Here is a 14583-nt window from a genome sequence, read left to right on the forward strand (position 1 = left end):
CCTAGGCGGAGGCCGGCGGGTACAGCTGGGGCGGGATCCGCTCCGCCGCGGCGCGGTCCAGCAGCCACAGGGTGCGGCTGCGGCCGTAGGCGCCGGAGGCCGGGGCCTGCAGCTCGCCGGGGCCGGACAGGGCCAGCGCGACCGCGCCCGCCTTGTCCTCGCCGGCCGCCAGCAGCCAGACCTCGCGGGCGGCCCGGATCGCCGGCAGGGTGAGCGAGACCCGGGTGGGCGGGGGCTTGGGGGCCCCGCGCACGCCGACCACGGTCAGCTCCGTCTCCCGCACGCCCGGGTGACCGGGGAAGAGCGAGGCGACGTGGGTGTCCGGGCCGACGCCGAGCAGCAGCACGTCGAAGGCCGGGACGCGGAGCCGGTCGCCCGGGCCGGCCGCCTTCGCCAGCTCCTCCGCGTAGCGGGCCGCGGCGGTCTCCACGTCCGAGCCGTCCACGCCGTCCGAGGCGGGCATCTCGTGCACCCGCGCCGGGTCGAGCGGGACGGCGTCCAGCAGCTCGGCCCGCGCCTGGACGGCGTTGCGGTCCGGGTCCGCGGCGGGGACGAACCGCTCGTCGCCCCACCAGAGGTCCAGCCGCGCCCAGTCGACCGCGTCGCGCGCCGGGGAGGCGGCGATCGCGGCCAGCAGGGCGTTCCCGTTGCGGCCGCCGGTGAGCACCACCGAGGCGCTGCCGCGGGCGGCCTGGGCGTCCACGATCCGGGTGATCAGGCGGGCCGCGGCCGCCTGGGCCATCAGCTCCTTGTCCCGGTGGACGACCAGCTGCGGGGTGGCGTTGGTCATGCGCTCCCCTTGGGGGCGCGCTTGGCGGGCTTCTTGGCCGGGGCCTTCTTCGCCGCGGCCTTGCCGGTCGCCGCCTTGCCCGTCACGGCCTTGCCGGCGCCGGCCTTGCCCGGTACGGCCTTGCCCGCCGTGGACGTCCCGGCGGCCTTCGGCTCCTTGTGCGCGGTCGCGGCCTCGCCCGCGGCCTCGGCGAGGGCCTCGGTGGGGACCTTGACCGTCACCCGGGCCGGTTCGGCCACCACGGCGTCCGCGACCTGGGCCCGGGCGGCCCGCTCGGCCGCCGCGGTCTCCGCGCCGTCCGGCTCGCGCAGCCGGTCGACGGGCGTGCGCACGGCCGTCGCGTAGATGTCGTCCGGGTCGAGCCGGCGCAGCTCCTCGGCGATCAGCTCCGCGGTCTCGCGGCGCTTGAGCGCCACCTGGCGGTCCGGGGAGCCGGGCATGGAGAGCGTGCCCATCAGGCCGTCCGGGCGGTCCAGGGTGATGTCGCCGTCCTTGGTGCGCAGGTGCACCGCGGTGATGCCCGGGCCGCCGGTGACGACCCGCTCGACCGGCACGTGCAGCCGGTTGTGCAGCCAGAGGCCGAGCAGCTCGACGCTGGGGTTGTAGGACTCGCCCTCGACCACCGCGGAGGTGAGCTGGGACGGGCGCTGGTCCAGCGCGGCGGCCAGCATGGAGCGCCAGCCGGTGATCCGGGTCCAGGCCAGGTCGGTGTCGCCCGGGGTGTAGCTCTGGGCCCGCTGGGCGAGCTGGCCGACCGGGGACTCGGCGGTGACCGCGTCGGTGATCCGGCGCTGGGCGATCGAGCCGAGCGGGTCCTGCGCGGGGTGCAGCGGCGCGTTGTCCGGCCACCAGACCACGACCGGGGCGTCCGGCAGCAGCAGCGGCAGGACCACCGACTGGGCGTGCGCGGCGAGTTCGCCGTGCATGCGCAGGATGACCGTTTCTCCGGAGCCGGCGTCGGAGCCGACCAGGATCTCGGCGTCCAGCCGGGTCTCGGCGCGGGCCCGCGGCGAGCGACCGGCGCGCTTGATCACCGCGAGGGTGCGCGAGGGGTGCTCGCGGGAGGCGTCGTTGGCGGCCTTGAGGGCGTCGTAGGCGCTGCCCTCGTCGGTCACGATCACCAGGGTGAGCACCATGCCGGCGGCGGTGGAGCCACTGGCCCGGCGCGCCTCCATCAGCGCGGCGTTGATCTTGCTCGACGTCGTGTTGGTGAGGTCGATCTTCATGGCCGGCGCCAGCTCCTGCCGTCTCGTGCGAGCATCTCGTCCGCCTCGACGGGGCCCCAGGTCCCCGCCGCGTACTGGGCGGGCTTGCCGTGGGTGTCCCAGTACCTCTCGATCGGGTCGAGGATCTGCCAGGAGAGCTCGACCTCCTGGTGGCGCGGGAACAGGTTGGCGTCGCCGAGCAGCACGTCGAGGATGAGCCGCTCGTACGCCTCCGGGCTGGACTCGGTGAAGGACTCGCCGTAGGCGAAGTCCATCGTGACGTCCCGGACCTCGAAGGAGGTGCCCGGCACCTTGGAGCCGAACCGCACCGTCACGCCCTCGTCCGGCTGGACCCGGATGACCAGGGCGTTCTGCCCCAGCTCCTCGGTCGCGTAGGAGTCGAACGGCAGGTACGGGGCGCGCTGGAAGACCACCGCGATCTCGGTGACCCGGCGGCCCAGCCGCTTGCCGGTGCGCAGGTAGAACGGGACGCCCGCCCAGCGGCGGTTGTTGATCTCCAGCTTGATGGCCGCATAGGTGTCGGTCTTGGAGTCCGGGTTGATGCCGTCCTCGTCCAGGTAGCCGACCACCTCCTCGCCGCCCTGCCAGCCGGACGCGTACTGGCCGCGCACGGTGTGCCGGCCGAGGTCGGCGGGGAGCTTGACGGCGCTGAGCACCTTGAGCTTCTCCGCCACCAGCGCCTTCGGGTGGAAGGACGCCGGCTCCTCGATGGCGGTGAGCGCCATCAGCTGCAGCAGGTGGTTCTGGATGACGTCGCGGGCGGAGCCGATGCCGTCGTAGTAGCCGGCCCGGCCGCCGATGCCGATGTCCTCGGCCATGGTGATCTGCACGTGGTCGACGTAGGACCGGTTCCAGATCGGCTCGAACATCTGGTTGGCGAAGCGCAGCGCCAGGATGTTCTGGACCGTCTCCTTGCCCAGGTAGTGGTCGATCCGGAAGACCTCGTCCCGGGGGAAGACCTCGTGGACGACCTTGTTGAGCTCCTGGGCGCTCTCCAGGTCGTGACCGAAGGGCTTCTCGATGACGGCGCGCCGCCAGGAGCCCTGCGGGGGGTCGGCCAGACCGTGCTTCTTCAGCTGCTGGACGACGGTCGGGAAGAACTTCGGCGGGACGGACAGGTAGAAGGCGAAGTTGCCGCCGGTGCCCTGGGCCTTGTCCAGCTCCTCGATGGTGGCGCGGAGCTTGTCGAAGGCGTCGTCGTCGTCGAAGGTGCCCTGGACGAAGCGCATGCCCTTGGCGAGCTGCTGCCAGACCTCCTCCCGGAACGGGGTGCGGGCGTGGTCCCGGACCGCGTCGTGGACCTCCTTGGCGAAGTCCTCGTCCTCCCACTCGCGGCGGGCGAAGCCGACGAGCGAGAAGCCCGGCGGCAGCAGGCCGCGGTTGGCCAGGTCGTAGATGGCCGGCATGAGCTTCTTGCGGGAGAGGTCGCCGGTGACTCCGAAGATGACCAGGCCCGACGGCCCCGCGATGCGCGGGAGCCGTCGGTCTGCCGGGTCACGAAGCGGGTTGACGGGCGCCGGCGGGAGATCGTCCGCGTCCGACTCCGACGTCAACTCGGGGAAATCAGTGCTCACTTGATGGGCTCCGCTTTCGTGCGCTGGCTGTGTGAGCGAAAGGTCACTTCTCGTCGGCGAAGGAGGCGAGCGAGGCGGTGACGGTGTCGAGCAGCTCGTTCCAGGACTGCTCGAACTTCTCCACGCCCTCGTCCTCCAGCACCTGGACCACGTCGTCGTAGTCCACGCCGGCGGCGGCGATGGCGTCCATGACGGCCTTGGCGTCGGCGTAGTTGGGGACGATGGTGCCGCCGGTGACCACGCCGTGGTCCGCGGTGGCGTCCAGGGTGGCCTCGGGCATCGTGTTGACGGTGCCGGGGGCGACCAGCTCGGTGACGTACAGGGTGTCCGGCAGCGCCGGGTCCTTGACGCCGGTGGAGGCCCACAGCGGGCGCTGGGCCTTGGCGCCGGCGGCCTCCAGGGCCTTCCAGCGGGCGCTGCCGGCGGTCTTGCCGTCGACCGAGCCGAAGACCTCCTCGTACGCCTGGTAGGCGAGGCGGGCGTTGGCCAGGGCGGCCTTGGAGCGCAGGTCCCGGGCGTCGCCGCCGATCTTGTCCAGGCGCTTGTCGATCTCGGTGTCCACGCGGGACACGAAGAAGGAGGCGACCGACTCGATCTGGGAGAGGTCCAGGCCCTTGGCCTTGGCGGCCTCCAGGCCGGTCAGGTAGGCGTCGATGACGGCCTTGTAGCGCTCCAGCGAGAAGATCAGCGTGACGTTGACGCTGATGCCCTTGCCGATCACCTCGGCGATCGCGGGCAGACCGGCCTTGGTGGCGGGGATCTTGATGAACACGTTCGGGCGGTCCACCAGCCACCACAGCTGCTTGGCCTCGGCCACGGTGGCCGCGGTCTCGTGGGCCAGCCGCGGGTCGACCTCGATGGACACCCGGCCGTCGCGGCCGTTGGAGGCGTCGTAGACCGGGCGCAGCACGTCGGCGGCGTCGCGCACGTCCGAGGTGGTGATCATGCGGATCGCCTCGTCGGTGGTGACCTTGCGGACGGCGAGGTCGCGCAGCTGGCCGTCGTACGAGTCGTCGCCGCTGCCGCCGATCGCCTTCTGGAAGATGGTCGGGTTGGTGGTGACACCCACCACGTGCTTGTTCTGCACCAGCTCGGCCAGGTTGCCGGAGTTCAGCCGCTTGCGGCTGAGGTCGTCCAGCCAGATCGCCACGCCTTCGTCGCTGAGGCGCTTCAGTGCGTCAGTCATGGTGCTCAGTCCTTCGTCTTCTTCTGCTTCGTGGGGTAGTCAGAGGGGCCGGGCCTTCGACGTGCGGGTCTCGGGCCCGGCCCGGAACGCGTCAGCGGTTGACGGCCTCGAGGGAGCGCAGGGCGTTGTGCGCCTCGGCCACCACGCGCTCGGCGGTCAGGCCGAACTCCTCGAACAGCACCTTGTAGTCGGCGGAGGCGCCGAAGTGCTCCAGCGAGACGATCCGGCCGTGGTCGCCGACCAGCTCGCGCCAGCCCTGGGCGATGCCGGCCTCGACCGACACGCGGGCCTTGACCGACGGCGGCAGCACGCTGTCGCGGTAGGCCTGGTCCTGCTCCTGGAACCACTCGAACGACGGGACCGAGACGACCCGGGTGGCGATGCCCTCGGCCTCCAGCACCTCGCGGGCGTTGACCGCCAGCTGGACCTCCGAACCGGTGCCCAGCAGGATCACCTGCGGGTCGCCGGTGGACGCCTCGGCCAGGACGTACGCGCCCTTCGCGGTGCCCTCGGCGGAGCCGAAGACCTCGCGGTCGAAGGTCGGGACGTTCTGGCGGGTGAGCGCCAGGCCGACCGGGCCGGGGTGGCTGGTCTGCCGCTCGATCACGGTGCGCCAGGCGACGGCGGTCTCGTTGGCGTCGGCCGGGCGGACCATGGCCAGGCCCGGGATGGCGCGCAGCGAGGCCAGGTGCTCGACCGGCTGGTGGGTCGGGCCGTCCTCGCCCAGGCCGATCGAGTCGTGCGTCCAGACGTAGGTGACCGGCAGCTTCATCAGCGCGGCCAGGCGCACGGCCGGGCGCATGTAGTCGGCGAAGACCAGGAAGGTGCCGCCGTACACGCGGGTCTTCCCGTGCAGCGCGATGCCGTTCATGGTGGAGCCCATGGCGTGCTCGCGGATGCCGAAGTGGATCGTCCGGCCGTACGGGCTCGCGCTCTTCAGCGGGTTGCCCTCGGGCAGGAACGAGCTCTCCTCGTCGATGGTGGTGAGGTTGGACTCCGCGAGGTCGGCCGAGCCGCCCCACAGCTCCGGGATCACCGCGCCGATCGCCTTGAGGGTCTCGCCGGAGGCCTTGCGGGTGGCGACCTCCTTGCCGGCGGGGAAGGACGGGACGGTCTTCTTCCAGCCCTCGGGCAGTTCGCCGGCCTGGATGCGGTCGAACTCGGCGGCGCGGTGCGGGTTGGCGGCGCGCCACGCCTCGAAGGACTGCTGCCACTGGTCGCGGGCGGCCTTGCCGCGCTTGATGACCAGGCGGGCGTGCTCGATCACCTTGTCGGCGACCTCGAAGGTCTTCTCCGGGTCGAAGCCCAGGACCTTCTTGGTGGCGGCGATCTCGGCGGCGCCGAGCGCGGAGCCGTGGGCCTTGGCGGTGTTCTGGGCGTCCGGGGCCGGCCAGGCGATGATCGTGCGCATAGCGATCATCGACGGGCGGGAGGTCTCGGCCTTCGCGGCGTCCAGCGCCTCGGCCAGGGCGGCGACGTCGATGTCGCCGTTGGCCTTCGGGACGACCCGCTGGACGTGCCAGCCGTACGCCTCGTAGCGCTTGAGGACGTCCTCGGAGAAGGCGGTCTCGGTGTCGCCCTCGATCGAGATGTGGTTGTCGTCGTACAGGGCGACCAGGTTGCCCAGCTTCTGGTGGCCGGCCAGCGAGGAGGCCTCGGCGGAGATGCCCTCCTCCAGGTCGCCGTCGGAGACGATGGCCCAGATCGTGTGGTCGAAGGGGCTCTCGCCGGCGGCGGCGTCCGGGTCGAACAGGCCGCGCTCGTAGCGGGCGGCCATCGCCATGCCCACCGCGTTCGCGATGCCCTGGCCGAGGGGGCCGGTGGTGGTCTCCACACCCGCGGTGTGGCCGTGCTCCGGGTGCCCCGGAGTGCGGCTGCCCGCGACGCGGAAGGCCTTGAGGTCGTCCAGCTCCAGGCCGTAGCCGGACAGGTAGAGCTGGGTGTAGAGGGTCAGGCTGGTGTGCCCGGGGGAGAGGACGAACCGGTCGCGGCCGACCCAGGACGGGTCGGTCGGGTCGTGGCGCAGGAACCGCTGGAAGATCAGGTACGCGGCCGGGGCCAGCGACATGGCCGTCCCGGGGTGTCCGTTGCCGACCTTCTGGACGGCGTCCATGGCCAGGACCCGCGCGGTGTCAACCGTGCGCTCATCCAGCTCGGACCACTCGAATGCGTTCGTCGGCGTCGTGCTCACCCTGTCTCAGGGCTCCTTCCATTGAAGAGTGACCCCGTGAATGGGGACCGGGTCGGCCACGGCGCTGTGGTCTCGACACTGGATGGTGCCGGTCACGGAGGGTAGATCCCGCTTCTGCGTGCGAGCCTACCGCCCGGGCCGGGGCTCACCCTCCGTGCTGAGACAACCGGGAATTCCGTATGGTGATTCCCACCAGGGCGTTCTGCCTGCTTATGTCCAAGGGTCTCCTGGTTTGTCGGCCACTGCCGCCCAGGTGGTCAGGACGGGGGACCGCGGGCGCGCCGGAGCGGGTTCGTCGGTTCACCCAGTCGGTTCACCCGGGGGTGTGCGTTCGGCCTCGCCGGGGGACCCCGGAGCCGGTGGGGAGATATGGAACGTCTATGGTGTCGTGGTACGCGCAGAGCGGACGATTTCGGGACCCTTCGTTCCTGTGGACGCCTGCGAGGATTCATCTTCAGTTGGGGTGTTAGTGACCGCCGTCGAAACCCGTCCCGCCGGGGTCACCGGGGCGACGCCTGCGCACCGGCCGATCGGGGCCCGTGTCGGCGCGTTCGTCGCACTGACCAAGCCCCGGATCATCGAGCTGCTGCTGATGAGCACCGTGCCGGTGATGTTCCTGGCCCAGCAGGGCGTCCCGAACATGCTGCTGGTGCTCAAGGTCGTGGTCGGCGGCTACCTCTCGGCGGGCGGCGCCAACGCCCTCAACATGTACATCGACCGTGACATCGACGCGGTGATGTCGCGCACCGAGCGCCGTCCGATCGTCACCGGCATGGTGTCGCCGCGCGAGGCGCTGGTGTTCGGCGTCGTCCTCGCCGTCGTGTCGACCCTGCTGCTGGGCTTCGGCGTCAACTGGCTCTCGTCCGGCCTGGCGCTGGGCGCCCTGCTGTTCTACGTCTTCGTCTACACGCTCGGGCTGAAGCGGCGCACCTCGCAGAACATCGTCTGGGGCGGCATCGCCGGCTGCATGCCGGTGCTGGTCGGCTGGTCCTCCGTCACCAACTCGGTGTCCTGGGCGGCGGTCGTGCTGTTCCTGGTGGTGTTCTTCTGGACGCCGCCGCACACCTGGGTGCTGTCGATGAAGGTGCGCGACGACTACCTGCGGGCCGGCGTGCCGATGCTGCCGGTGGTCAAGGGGAACGTGGCCGTCGGCAAGCAGGTCGTCGCCTACTCCTGGGTGATGGTGGCCGTCTCGCTGGCCCTGTGGCCGCTCGGGCACATGAGCTGGCTGTACCCGGTGGCGGCGGTCGTGCTGGGCGCGGCGTGGCTGCGCGAGGCGCACGCCCTGTACGCCCGGGCCAAGGCCGGGGTGGTGGGTGCCAAGCTCAAGGAGATGCGGCTGTTCCACTGGTCGATCACCTACCTGTCGCTGCTGTTCGTGGTCTGCGCGATCGACCCGTTCGTGAAGTAGCGCGCGCAGCGCGGAGGAGCCCCGGTCCGGTGGACCGGGGCTCCTCGGCGTTCGGGGGGTCTCGCGTTTCGGCGGCTCGCACGTTCGGGGGGCTCTCGCGTTTCGGTGGCTCTCGCGTTTCAGCGGGCGGGCAGCCCGGAGGGGCCGACGCGCTCGTCCAGCCAGTCCTTCAGCGGCTGGGAGGCGCGCAGGAAGGCGGTGATCCGGGTGTAGGCGGAGCGGGTGCCCAGCCACTTCGCCGGCTCCCACTCCTGCCAGGCCACCAGGCCCTTGTGGCGCAGCAGCTCGATCCTCGGGTGGTCCTTGGGGTAGCCGCGCGGGGCGGACTTGAGGCTGTCCCGGCCGAACACCTGCGGGCCGTCCTTCTCCACCGCGGCGATCACCCGCTCCAGGTCGGCGCCGCTCACGTCCTCGGCGACGGCGGCGCGGTAGCGCTCCAGCTGGTCGGAGGCGAGCTGGTACATCCCGTTGCCGCAGGCGAGGCCGTCGGCGGAGAGCTGGACGTAGCCGCCGGCCTCCAGGTGCGCGCCGATGTGCGTCTTGTACGGGGACTTGTCGGCGCTGAACCGGACGTCCCGGTTGGGGCGGAAGATCTTCGCGGGCCCGAACTCGGGCTCCAGGTCGGCGAGCAGCAGCTCCATCGGGGCCCGCACGGCGTCCTCGTACCGGTCCTTGTGGGCCTGCCAGTAGGTCTTCGAGTTGTCGGCCTCCAGGTGCTCGTAGAACTCGAGCGCCTCGGCGGGCCAGCCTTGGAACGTCACCCCTCCAGTATGTGGCCCGGTGCACAGGCCGCTCCCGTCGCCAGCGCCACTACCGGTGGGTAGCATGCGGGCATGAGCAGCGCAGAGACCGCCACCGCCGCCGCGCCGGACGCCCGCACCGAGCGCCGCGCCAAGCGCATCGCCAAGAACCTGACCAGCTTCGCCCGGCAGCACGGCGGCAGCGCCGACGCGGTCGTCGAGTACGTCGGCGCCGTGGCCACCCGGATCGCCGTGGTCGGCGCGGACGGCGCCTGGGGCGACCAGGTCGCCCCCAGCTACGCCGTCGGCCGCCGGGCCGTCGAGATCGCGGGCCTGACCCTGCACGACTCCTTCGAGGGCGAGCTGGGCCTCAGGGTGAAGACCGGCTCCTACGAGTGGAAGCGGATGGCCGGCATCCAGCTCGGCGGCTGAGCCCCGCCCCCACGACACCGGCGGCCCGGTTCCCCCACCCGGGGGAACCGGGCCGCCGCGCGCGGTGCCCGGGCCTGGCCGGACACCGCCCGCCACGCCCGGCCGGACCGGTGCTCCGGCATCGCTCAGATCAGGCTCGGCAGGACTCCTCGGGGCCATCGGCCGAGCCAGAACGCCGCGGTGGACGGCTCCGGCTGGTCCTCGGTGGAGCCGTCGTGTGGCATGAGCTCGGTCGGGGCGATGTAGCCCTCGCCGGGTGCGAGGCGGATGCGGAAACATCGCAGCGGCTCGTGGCGGGCGACGTAGCTTCGAAGATCGTCGGTGTGCGGGTACTGACGTTCGTGGTCGTCGTGGACGGTGCGACAGATGGCCTGGATGTCGACATCGCCGAGCAGGATGTACCGGGTGCCCGGGCCGAGGTTGAGGCAGAGTCGTCGCCGGCCCCGGTGCTTCTCGCGGTACGGCAGCTTGTCCCAGTTGTCGACGTGCAGGCCGATCCGTCGGCCGTCCTGGTGATGATCCCCTCGGCCTCCTCGATGTTGATGCCGATGCTGTGACATCCGAGCCCGGCGAGGAATTCGAGGAGTTCCTCGGGGTGGCCGATGCTGTCCGTCGTGACCACGGCGATCACCGAGAAGGCGATGCCTGCCGCACGCAGTCGGGCGATGCCTTTCACGATGCGGTCGAAGGCAGCCTTGCCCCTGCGGTCGATGCGTTGGGCGTTGAGGGTGGCCGGGCCGTCGATGCTGACGCCCACGCGGAACCGGTGTGCGGTGAGGAAGTCGCACCAGGCGTCGGTGACCAGCGTGGCGTTGGTCTGTACGTAGTGATGCACCAGGCCGGCCCGTCGCAACGGCTCGAACGGGGCGAGCAGCTCGGCGAAGCGGCGCACGCCCAGAGTCAGCGGCTCACCGGCATGCCAGACGACGTCCAGGGGCCGGTCCGGGTCGCGGCCGGCGAACTCGGCGAGCGAGTCGGCCACGGCGCTCGCGACCTCGACGGTCATGTGGTTCCGCCGGTCACGGTGCGGCAGGTAGCAATAGGTGCAGTCGAGGTTGCAGAAGCTGGTCGGCTGGAGCATGGCCGAGGTCTATGCCGTCCGGGTCCTGGATGCGCTTCGGGACGACGCGGCGGAGATGATCCGTACCCATGACGGCCGACGGCTGCTGTGATGACGGCGAAGGCCCCCATCCCGCTCGGATGGGGGCCTTCGGCGTGGGTCCTGCTTCTGCTCAGGCGGTGGCGGTCTCGGGGGTCCGCGGGGCCGGGGTGGCGGCCGCGGTCTCCTCGGCCTCCCGCACGCGCAGGGCGAGGGGGATCCTCAGGGCGGCGATCCAGGTGAGGCTCGCGCCGAGCATGTGGAGGCCGACCATGAGCTCGGGGGCGTCGGTGAAGTACTGGACGAAGCCCAGCACACCCTGGAGCAGCAGTACCGCCAGCAGTTCCTTCGTGCGGGCCTTGGCCGCGGGCGGGGCCTTGACGGCGGCGAGGACGAAGATCAGCGCGATGGTCAGGCCCACCGACACGAAGGCGAAGTCGGCGTGGAACTGGGCCAGCCTGTCGTAGTCGATCGGGATCCGCGGGACGATCTTGTTGTCCTTCGGCGTGCCCGGGTGGTGGCCGGCGCCGGTGACCAGGGTGCCGGCGGCGACCAGCAGGCCGACGACCGCCACCAGGACGTAGGACAGCCGGTGGATCGGGCGGGCGACCGACAGCTTCGCCGGGCCGTCGCCCTCCTTGCTCCGCTCCCACATCAGCAGTGCGACCCAGACCAGCGCCATCGCGGCGATCATGTGCAGCGCCACCGTGTACGGGTTCAGGCCCGTCAGCACGGTGATGCCGCCGAGCACCGCGTTGCTCATCACCAGCCAGAACTGCGCCCAGCCGAGCCTGGTCAGGCTGCTCCGCCAGGGCTTGGAGGTCCCCCCGGCCGAAGGCCAGGGGAGGCAGCGGGCGGCCAGGATGGCCCAGCCGACCGCGGCGCTCAGCACGTAGGTGAGCATCCGGTTGGTGAACTCGACGACGCCGTGGAAGCCCATCTCGGCGGTCGGCGTCAGGCTCTCGTCGGTGCAGCGGGGCCAGGTGGTACAGCCGAGGCCGGAGGCGGTGAGGCGGACGGCGCCGCCGGTGACGACGATCACCACGCTCATCACCAGCGCGGCGAACGCGGCGCGCCGGACCATCGCGGCGGAGGGCTGCCAGCGGTCGGCGAGCAGGGAGAAGGGGTTAGGCACGGGGTCAATCGTAGGCGGCCTTACAGGCGATCTTGGGGCGGGGCGGGGGCGGCGCGCGGCGTCGGTGGGGTGCCGTGTCGGGCGGGGCCGGCGACACGCAGACCGAGACACGCGGGACAGAAGGTGCATTCCGGTCACGGCGTGCAATGGTCTTGACCAATTGCGGTCGGGGTCGAGAGAGTGCGGCTTTGGTCCATACCATTTCGGGCCTCTCCCATCGACGCCCGCACGCAAGCGGAGATTCTGCACATGCGCATACCCACGTCCGCCGCCGCGCTCGCGGTCGGCGGTTCGCTCGCCCTGGCCGGTCTCGCCGCCCCGGCCGCCCACGCCGCCGGCCCCGCCCCCGCCCAGGAGTGCCGCAGCCTCGGCGTCGCCAACCTCTACGGCGAGTTCGTCGAGGGCGACGACACCCACACCCCCGACGCCGAGGGCGCCGTCGCGGTCGGCGGCAACGCCGACTTCACCGGCGGCTTCTCGGTCGGTCAGGAGCTCTCCGCCGCCGAGGTGGACGCCCTGCCCGGCAAGAACGCGCTGGTCGTCGCCGGCCGGATCACCGGCCACAACACCCAGGTCATGAAGGGCAACGGCGTCTACGGTGCCAAGGCCGAGGGCGCCGTCGTCCAGGCGCACCAGGGCGCTATCACCCAGGGCGCCTCGCCGATCGACTTCAAGGCCGAGTTCGCCAAGCTGCGCGCCGCCTCGACCGCGCTGGCCGCCGCCCCGCAGACCGCCGGTGCCACCGTGCGGGCCGAGGGCGTCAAGCTCACCCTCACCGGCGCCGACGCCGCGTACAACGCCTTCACCGTCGACGCCGCGAAGCTGCAGGGCGCCAAGGAGGTCTACGTCAAGGTGCCCGTCGGCTCGGTGGCCGTCGTCAACGTGACCGGTGGCTCCTACGACATGGCGGCCGCCGGGACGAGCGGGTTCTTCCTCTGGGACGAGGGCAAGTCGGCCTTCGTCCTGGACGACAAGAGCCAGAGCGCGGCCGGCGGCGCGATCCGGGCCAAGCTGCTCTGGAACTTCCCCACCGCGACCAAGGTGACCAAGAAGGGCGACACCGCCTGGGCCGGTACCGTCCTGGCGCCGAACGCCGCGCTCTCCCTGAACACCCCCGGGGTCAACGGGGGGAAGCCGTCCGGCGGGGCCCCGGTCAACGGGTCGGTCATCGTCGCCTCGCTGACCGGCACGGCGGGCGCGGAGACGCACCACTACCCCTTCACCGGCTGCCTGCCGGCCGTCCTCCCGACGCCGACCGCCACGCCCACCGTGCCGCCGGTGGTGCCGAGCGGGTCGCCGTCGGCGACCACCGCGCCGAGCGCGAGCGCCACCCCCGGCGCGTCGGGCACCCCGACCGCCCCCGGCGGCTCGGCGAGCCCCTCGGCCACGTCGTCCGCCCCGGCGGGCGGCAAGCCCGGTGCGAGCGGCAGCCCGGCCGCCCCGTCGGCCACGGGTACGGCGGGTGCGCCGGCCGTCCAGGCCTCCGCGTCGGGCAGCCCGTCCCCGCGGACCGACGCGGGCGGCAACCTCGCGCACACCGGCTCCGGCCCGGTCCTTCCGCTGGCGATCGGCGGTGCGCTGGTGCTCGCGGCCGGCGGCGGGATCGTCGTCGCCACCCGGCGGCGGGCGGCCCGGAAGGCCTGACCGTTCGTCGACCGGCACCAGGGCCCCGGAATCCCCGCCCGCGGGGATTCCGGAGCGGTCCCGGCCCGGCGCCCGCGGTGACTGAACCCGATCACCGCGGGCGCCGTTCTGTCTGGAGGTGACGAAGTTCATTCAAGTCCGCCGATTCCGCGTTCTGCGAGGTGGCGGCTGTGATGGGCTGGTCATGCACATCAGGGATCGGACCGACAGACGAAATCCGGTCGTGCGGCGGGGTGTGGTGAGGTGCGGAAGTGCCGGTAGAGTCCCCCGGACAGTCGTAGCGGGCCACCGCGATCCACTCAACACGCCTGCTGCACAAGACCGTTCGGAGGGGAACAGCGTAATGGCGCGACAGCGGCGGCACATCGGGATCGGGGCGGCGGCACTCGCCGGTACGGCGACGGCCGGTTTTCTCCTGCCCCTGGCTCTGGCCGGCAACGCCTCGGCCCACGTGCCGACTTGGAAGGTGACCTGCGACAAGGTCGTGGTCGACCTGATCAACTACAGCGACAAGGCCGGCGTGACGAACACCGTCAGCCTCACCATCGACGGCGAGAAGGTGCTGGACAAGACGTTCCCCAAGGAGTTCCACGGCACCTTCCCGGTGAAGGACCACTCCGCCCCGATCAAGGCGACCCTCGTGGTGAAGACCACGGAGACGCCCAACGAGAAGGGTTGGAACCTCGACGAGACCAAGACGATCGAGCCGTGCCACACGCCGACGCCGACGCCGACGCCGACTCCCACGCCGACGCCCACGCCCACCAAGACCACCACCCCGACGCCGACCCCGACGCCGACGGTGACCCCCACGCCGACCCCGACGCCGACCGTGCCGCCCACCACCCCGAGCAGCAGCCCGTCGGCCACCCCGAGCCCGTCGGCCACGCCGACCCCGAGCCGGACCACCACCGCGGCCCCCGTCCCGGTGCCCACCACCAACGGCCCGGTGCTCGCGCAGACCGGTAGCAGCGACGCCACCCCGATGATCGCGGCGGCCGGCGGCGGCGTGCTGCTGGTCGGCGGCGCGCTCGTCCTGCTGGCCCGCAAGCGCCGCAACGGCAGCCAGGGCTGACGCCCTCGCGAACCGCTCACTGCTGACGGCTCACCGCTGACGGCGGACAGCGGACCGCCCCCCGGCCAGCCTGGCCGGGG

At 72.0% G+C, this 14583-nt stretch carries 12 protein-coding genes; 4 read left to right on the forward strand and 8 right to left on the reverse strand.

Going from position 1 to position 14583, the window contains the following annotated elements:
* Nucleotide 1: 1 nt before the first annotated feature.
* From pgl to tkt, 5 genes are all read right to left on the reverse strand, one after another.
* Nucleotides 2–790 (reverse strand): 6-phosphogluconolactonase, encoded by a 789-nt coding sequence (pgl, locus tag AB0N04_RS24400; protein ID WP_360216044.1) that lies wholly within the window; start codon nt 788–790, stop codon nt 2–4.
* The gene (opcA, locus tag AB0N04_RS24405; protein ID WP_360216047.1) at nt 787–2016 is read right to left on the reverse strand and encodes a glucose-6-phosphate dehydrogenase assembly protein OpcA; all 1230 of its coding nucleotides are present in this window, start codon (nt 2014–2016) and stop codon (nt 787–789) included. Before opcA ends, pgl begins: the two co-directional genes overlap by 4 nt.
* Complete coding sequence (zwf, locus tag AB0N04_RS24410; protein WP_360216071.1) at nt 2013–3569, reverse strand: glucose-6-phosphate dehydrogenase; 1557 nt, start codon at nt 3567–3569, stop codon at nt 2013–2015. The genes opcA and zwf overlap by 4 nt, the downstream gene beginning before the upstream one ends.
* Before the next feature lie 64 nt (nt 3570–3633).
* Entirely contained in the window at nt 3634–4776 is a 1143-nt protein-coding gene (tal, locus tag AB0N04_RS24415) for a transaldolase (protein ID WP_360216050.1), read from the reverse strand.
* Nucleotides 4777–4867: 91 nt separating this feature from the next.
* Nucleotides 4868–6967: a transketolase gene (gene tkt, locus AB0N04_RS24420; RefSeq protein ID WP_360216053.1), complete on the reverse strand. Its 2100-nt coding sequence runs from the start codon at nt 6965–6967 to the stop codon at nt 4868–4870.
* A gap of 463 nt (nt 6968–7430) precedes the next feature.
* On the opposite strand from tkt, the gene AB0N04_RS24425 reads away from it, so the two are divergent.
* On the forward strand, nt 7431–8378 hold the full coding sequence (locus AB0N04_RS24425; RefSeq protein WP_360216056.1) for a heme o synthase: 948 nt from the start codon (nt 7431–7433) through the stop codon (nt 8376–8378).
* A 119-nt stretch (nt 8379–8497) separates the two neighbouring features.
* Here AB0N04_RS24425 and AB0N04_RS24430 read toward each other — a convergent pair whose 3' ends face one another.
* Nucleotides 8498–9139, reverse strand: a complete 642-nt coding sequence (locus AB0N04_RS24430; RefSeq protein ID WP_360216059.1) for a DUF2461 domain-containing protein — start codon at nt 9137–9139, stop codon at nt 8498–8500.
* Nucleotides 9140–9211: 72 nt separating this feature from the next.
* On the opposite strand from AB0N04_RS24430, the gene AB0N04_RS24435 reads away from it, so the two are divergent.
* Nucleotides 9212–9550 carry a hypothetical protein gene (locus AB0N04_RS24435; protein ID WP_360216062.1) on the forward strand — a complete coding sequence of 113 codons (339 nt, stop codon included), beginning with the start codon at nt 9212–9214 and terminating at the stop codon, nt 9548–9550.
* Nucleotides 9551–9680: 130 nt separating this feature from the next.
* On the opposite strand, the gene AB0N04_RS24440 is transcribed toward AB0N04_RS24435, so the two are convergent.
* Nucleotides 9681–10631, reverse strand: a complete 951-nt coding sequence (locus AB0N04_RS24440) for a radical SAM protein (protein WP_360222664.1) — start codon at nt 10629–10631, stop codon at nt 9681–9683.
* 151 nt (nt 10632–10782) lie between these two features.
* Entirely contained in the window at nt 10783–11733 is a 951-nt protein-coding gene (locus tag AB0N04_RS24445) for a COX15/CtaA family protein (protein ID WP_360222694.1), read from the reverse strand.
* A gap of 300 nt (nt 11734–12033) precedes the next feature.
* Here AB0N04_RS24445 and AB0N04_RS24450 point away from each other — a divergent pair, with 300 nt between their 5' ends.
* Both AB0N04_RS24450 and AB0N04_RS24455 read left to right on the forward strand, forming a co-directional pair.
* On the forward strand, nt 12034–13428 hold the full coding sequence (locus tag AB0N04_RS24450) for a choice-of-anchor A family protein (RefSeq protein WP_360222667.1): 1395 nt from the start codon (nt 12034–12036) through the stop codon (nt 13426–13428).
* Nucleotides 13429–13771: 343 nt separating this feature from the next.
* Nucleotides 13772–14503 carry an LAETG motif-containing sortase-dependent surface protein gene (locus AB0N04_RS24455; RefSeq protein ID WP_360222670.1) on the forward strand — a complete coding sequence of 244 codons (732 nt, stop codon included), beginning with the start codon at nt 13772–13774 and terminating at the stop codon, nt 14501–14503.
* Nucleotides 14504–14583 lie beyond the last annotated feature (80 nt).

Origin of the sequence: Kitasatospora sp. NPDC051702, from assembly GCF_040681575.1 — a bacterium.
Classification (GTDB): domain Bacteria; phylum Actinomycetota; class Actinomycetes; order Streptomycetales; family Streptomycetaceae; genus Kitasatospora.

Excerpts from the sequence above, each read along its gene's own strand:
- tal (WP_360216050.1), bottom strand. The coding sequence starts at position 4,776 with ATGACTGACGCACTGAAGCGCCTCAGCGACGAAGGCGTGGCGATCTGG.
- AB0N04_RS24450 (WP_360222667.1), top strand. The coding sequence starts at position 12,034 with ATGCGCATACCCACGTCCGCCGCCGCGCTCGCGGTCGGCGGTTCGCTC.
- pgl (WP_360216044.1), bottom strand. The coding sequence starts at position 790 with ATGACCAACGCCACCCCGCAGCTGGTCGTCCACCGGGACAAGGAGCTG.
- opcA (WP_360216047.1), bottom strand. The coding sequence starts at position 2,016 with ATGAAGATCGACCTCACCAACACGACGTCGAGCAAGATCAACGCCGCG.
- AB0N04_RS24435 (WP_360216062.1), top strand. The coding sequence starts at position 9,212 with ATGAGCAGCGCAGAGACCGCCACCGCCGCCGCGCCGGACGCCCGCACC.
- AB0N04_RS24445 (WP_360222694.1), bottom strand. The coding sequence starts at position 11,733 with ATGGTCCGGCGCGCCGCGTTCGCCGCGCTGGTGATGAGCGTGGTGATC.
- AB0N04_RS24440 (WP_360222664.1), bottom strand. The coding sequence starts at position 10,631 with ATGCTCCAGCCGACCAGCTTCTGCAACCTCGACTGCACCTATTGCTAC.
- AB0N04_RS24455 (WP_360222670.1), top strand. The coding sequence starts at position 13,772 with ATGGCGCGACAGCGGCGGCACATCGGGATCGGGGCGGCGGCACTCGCC.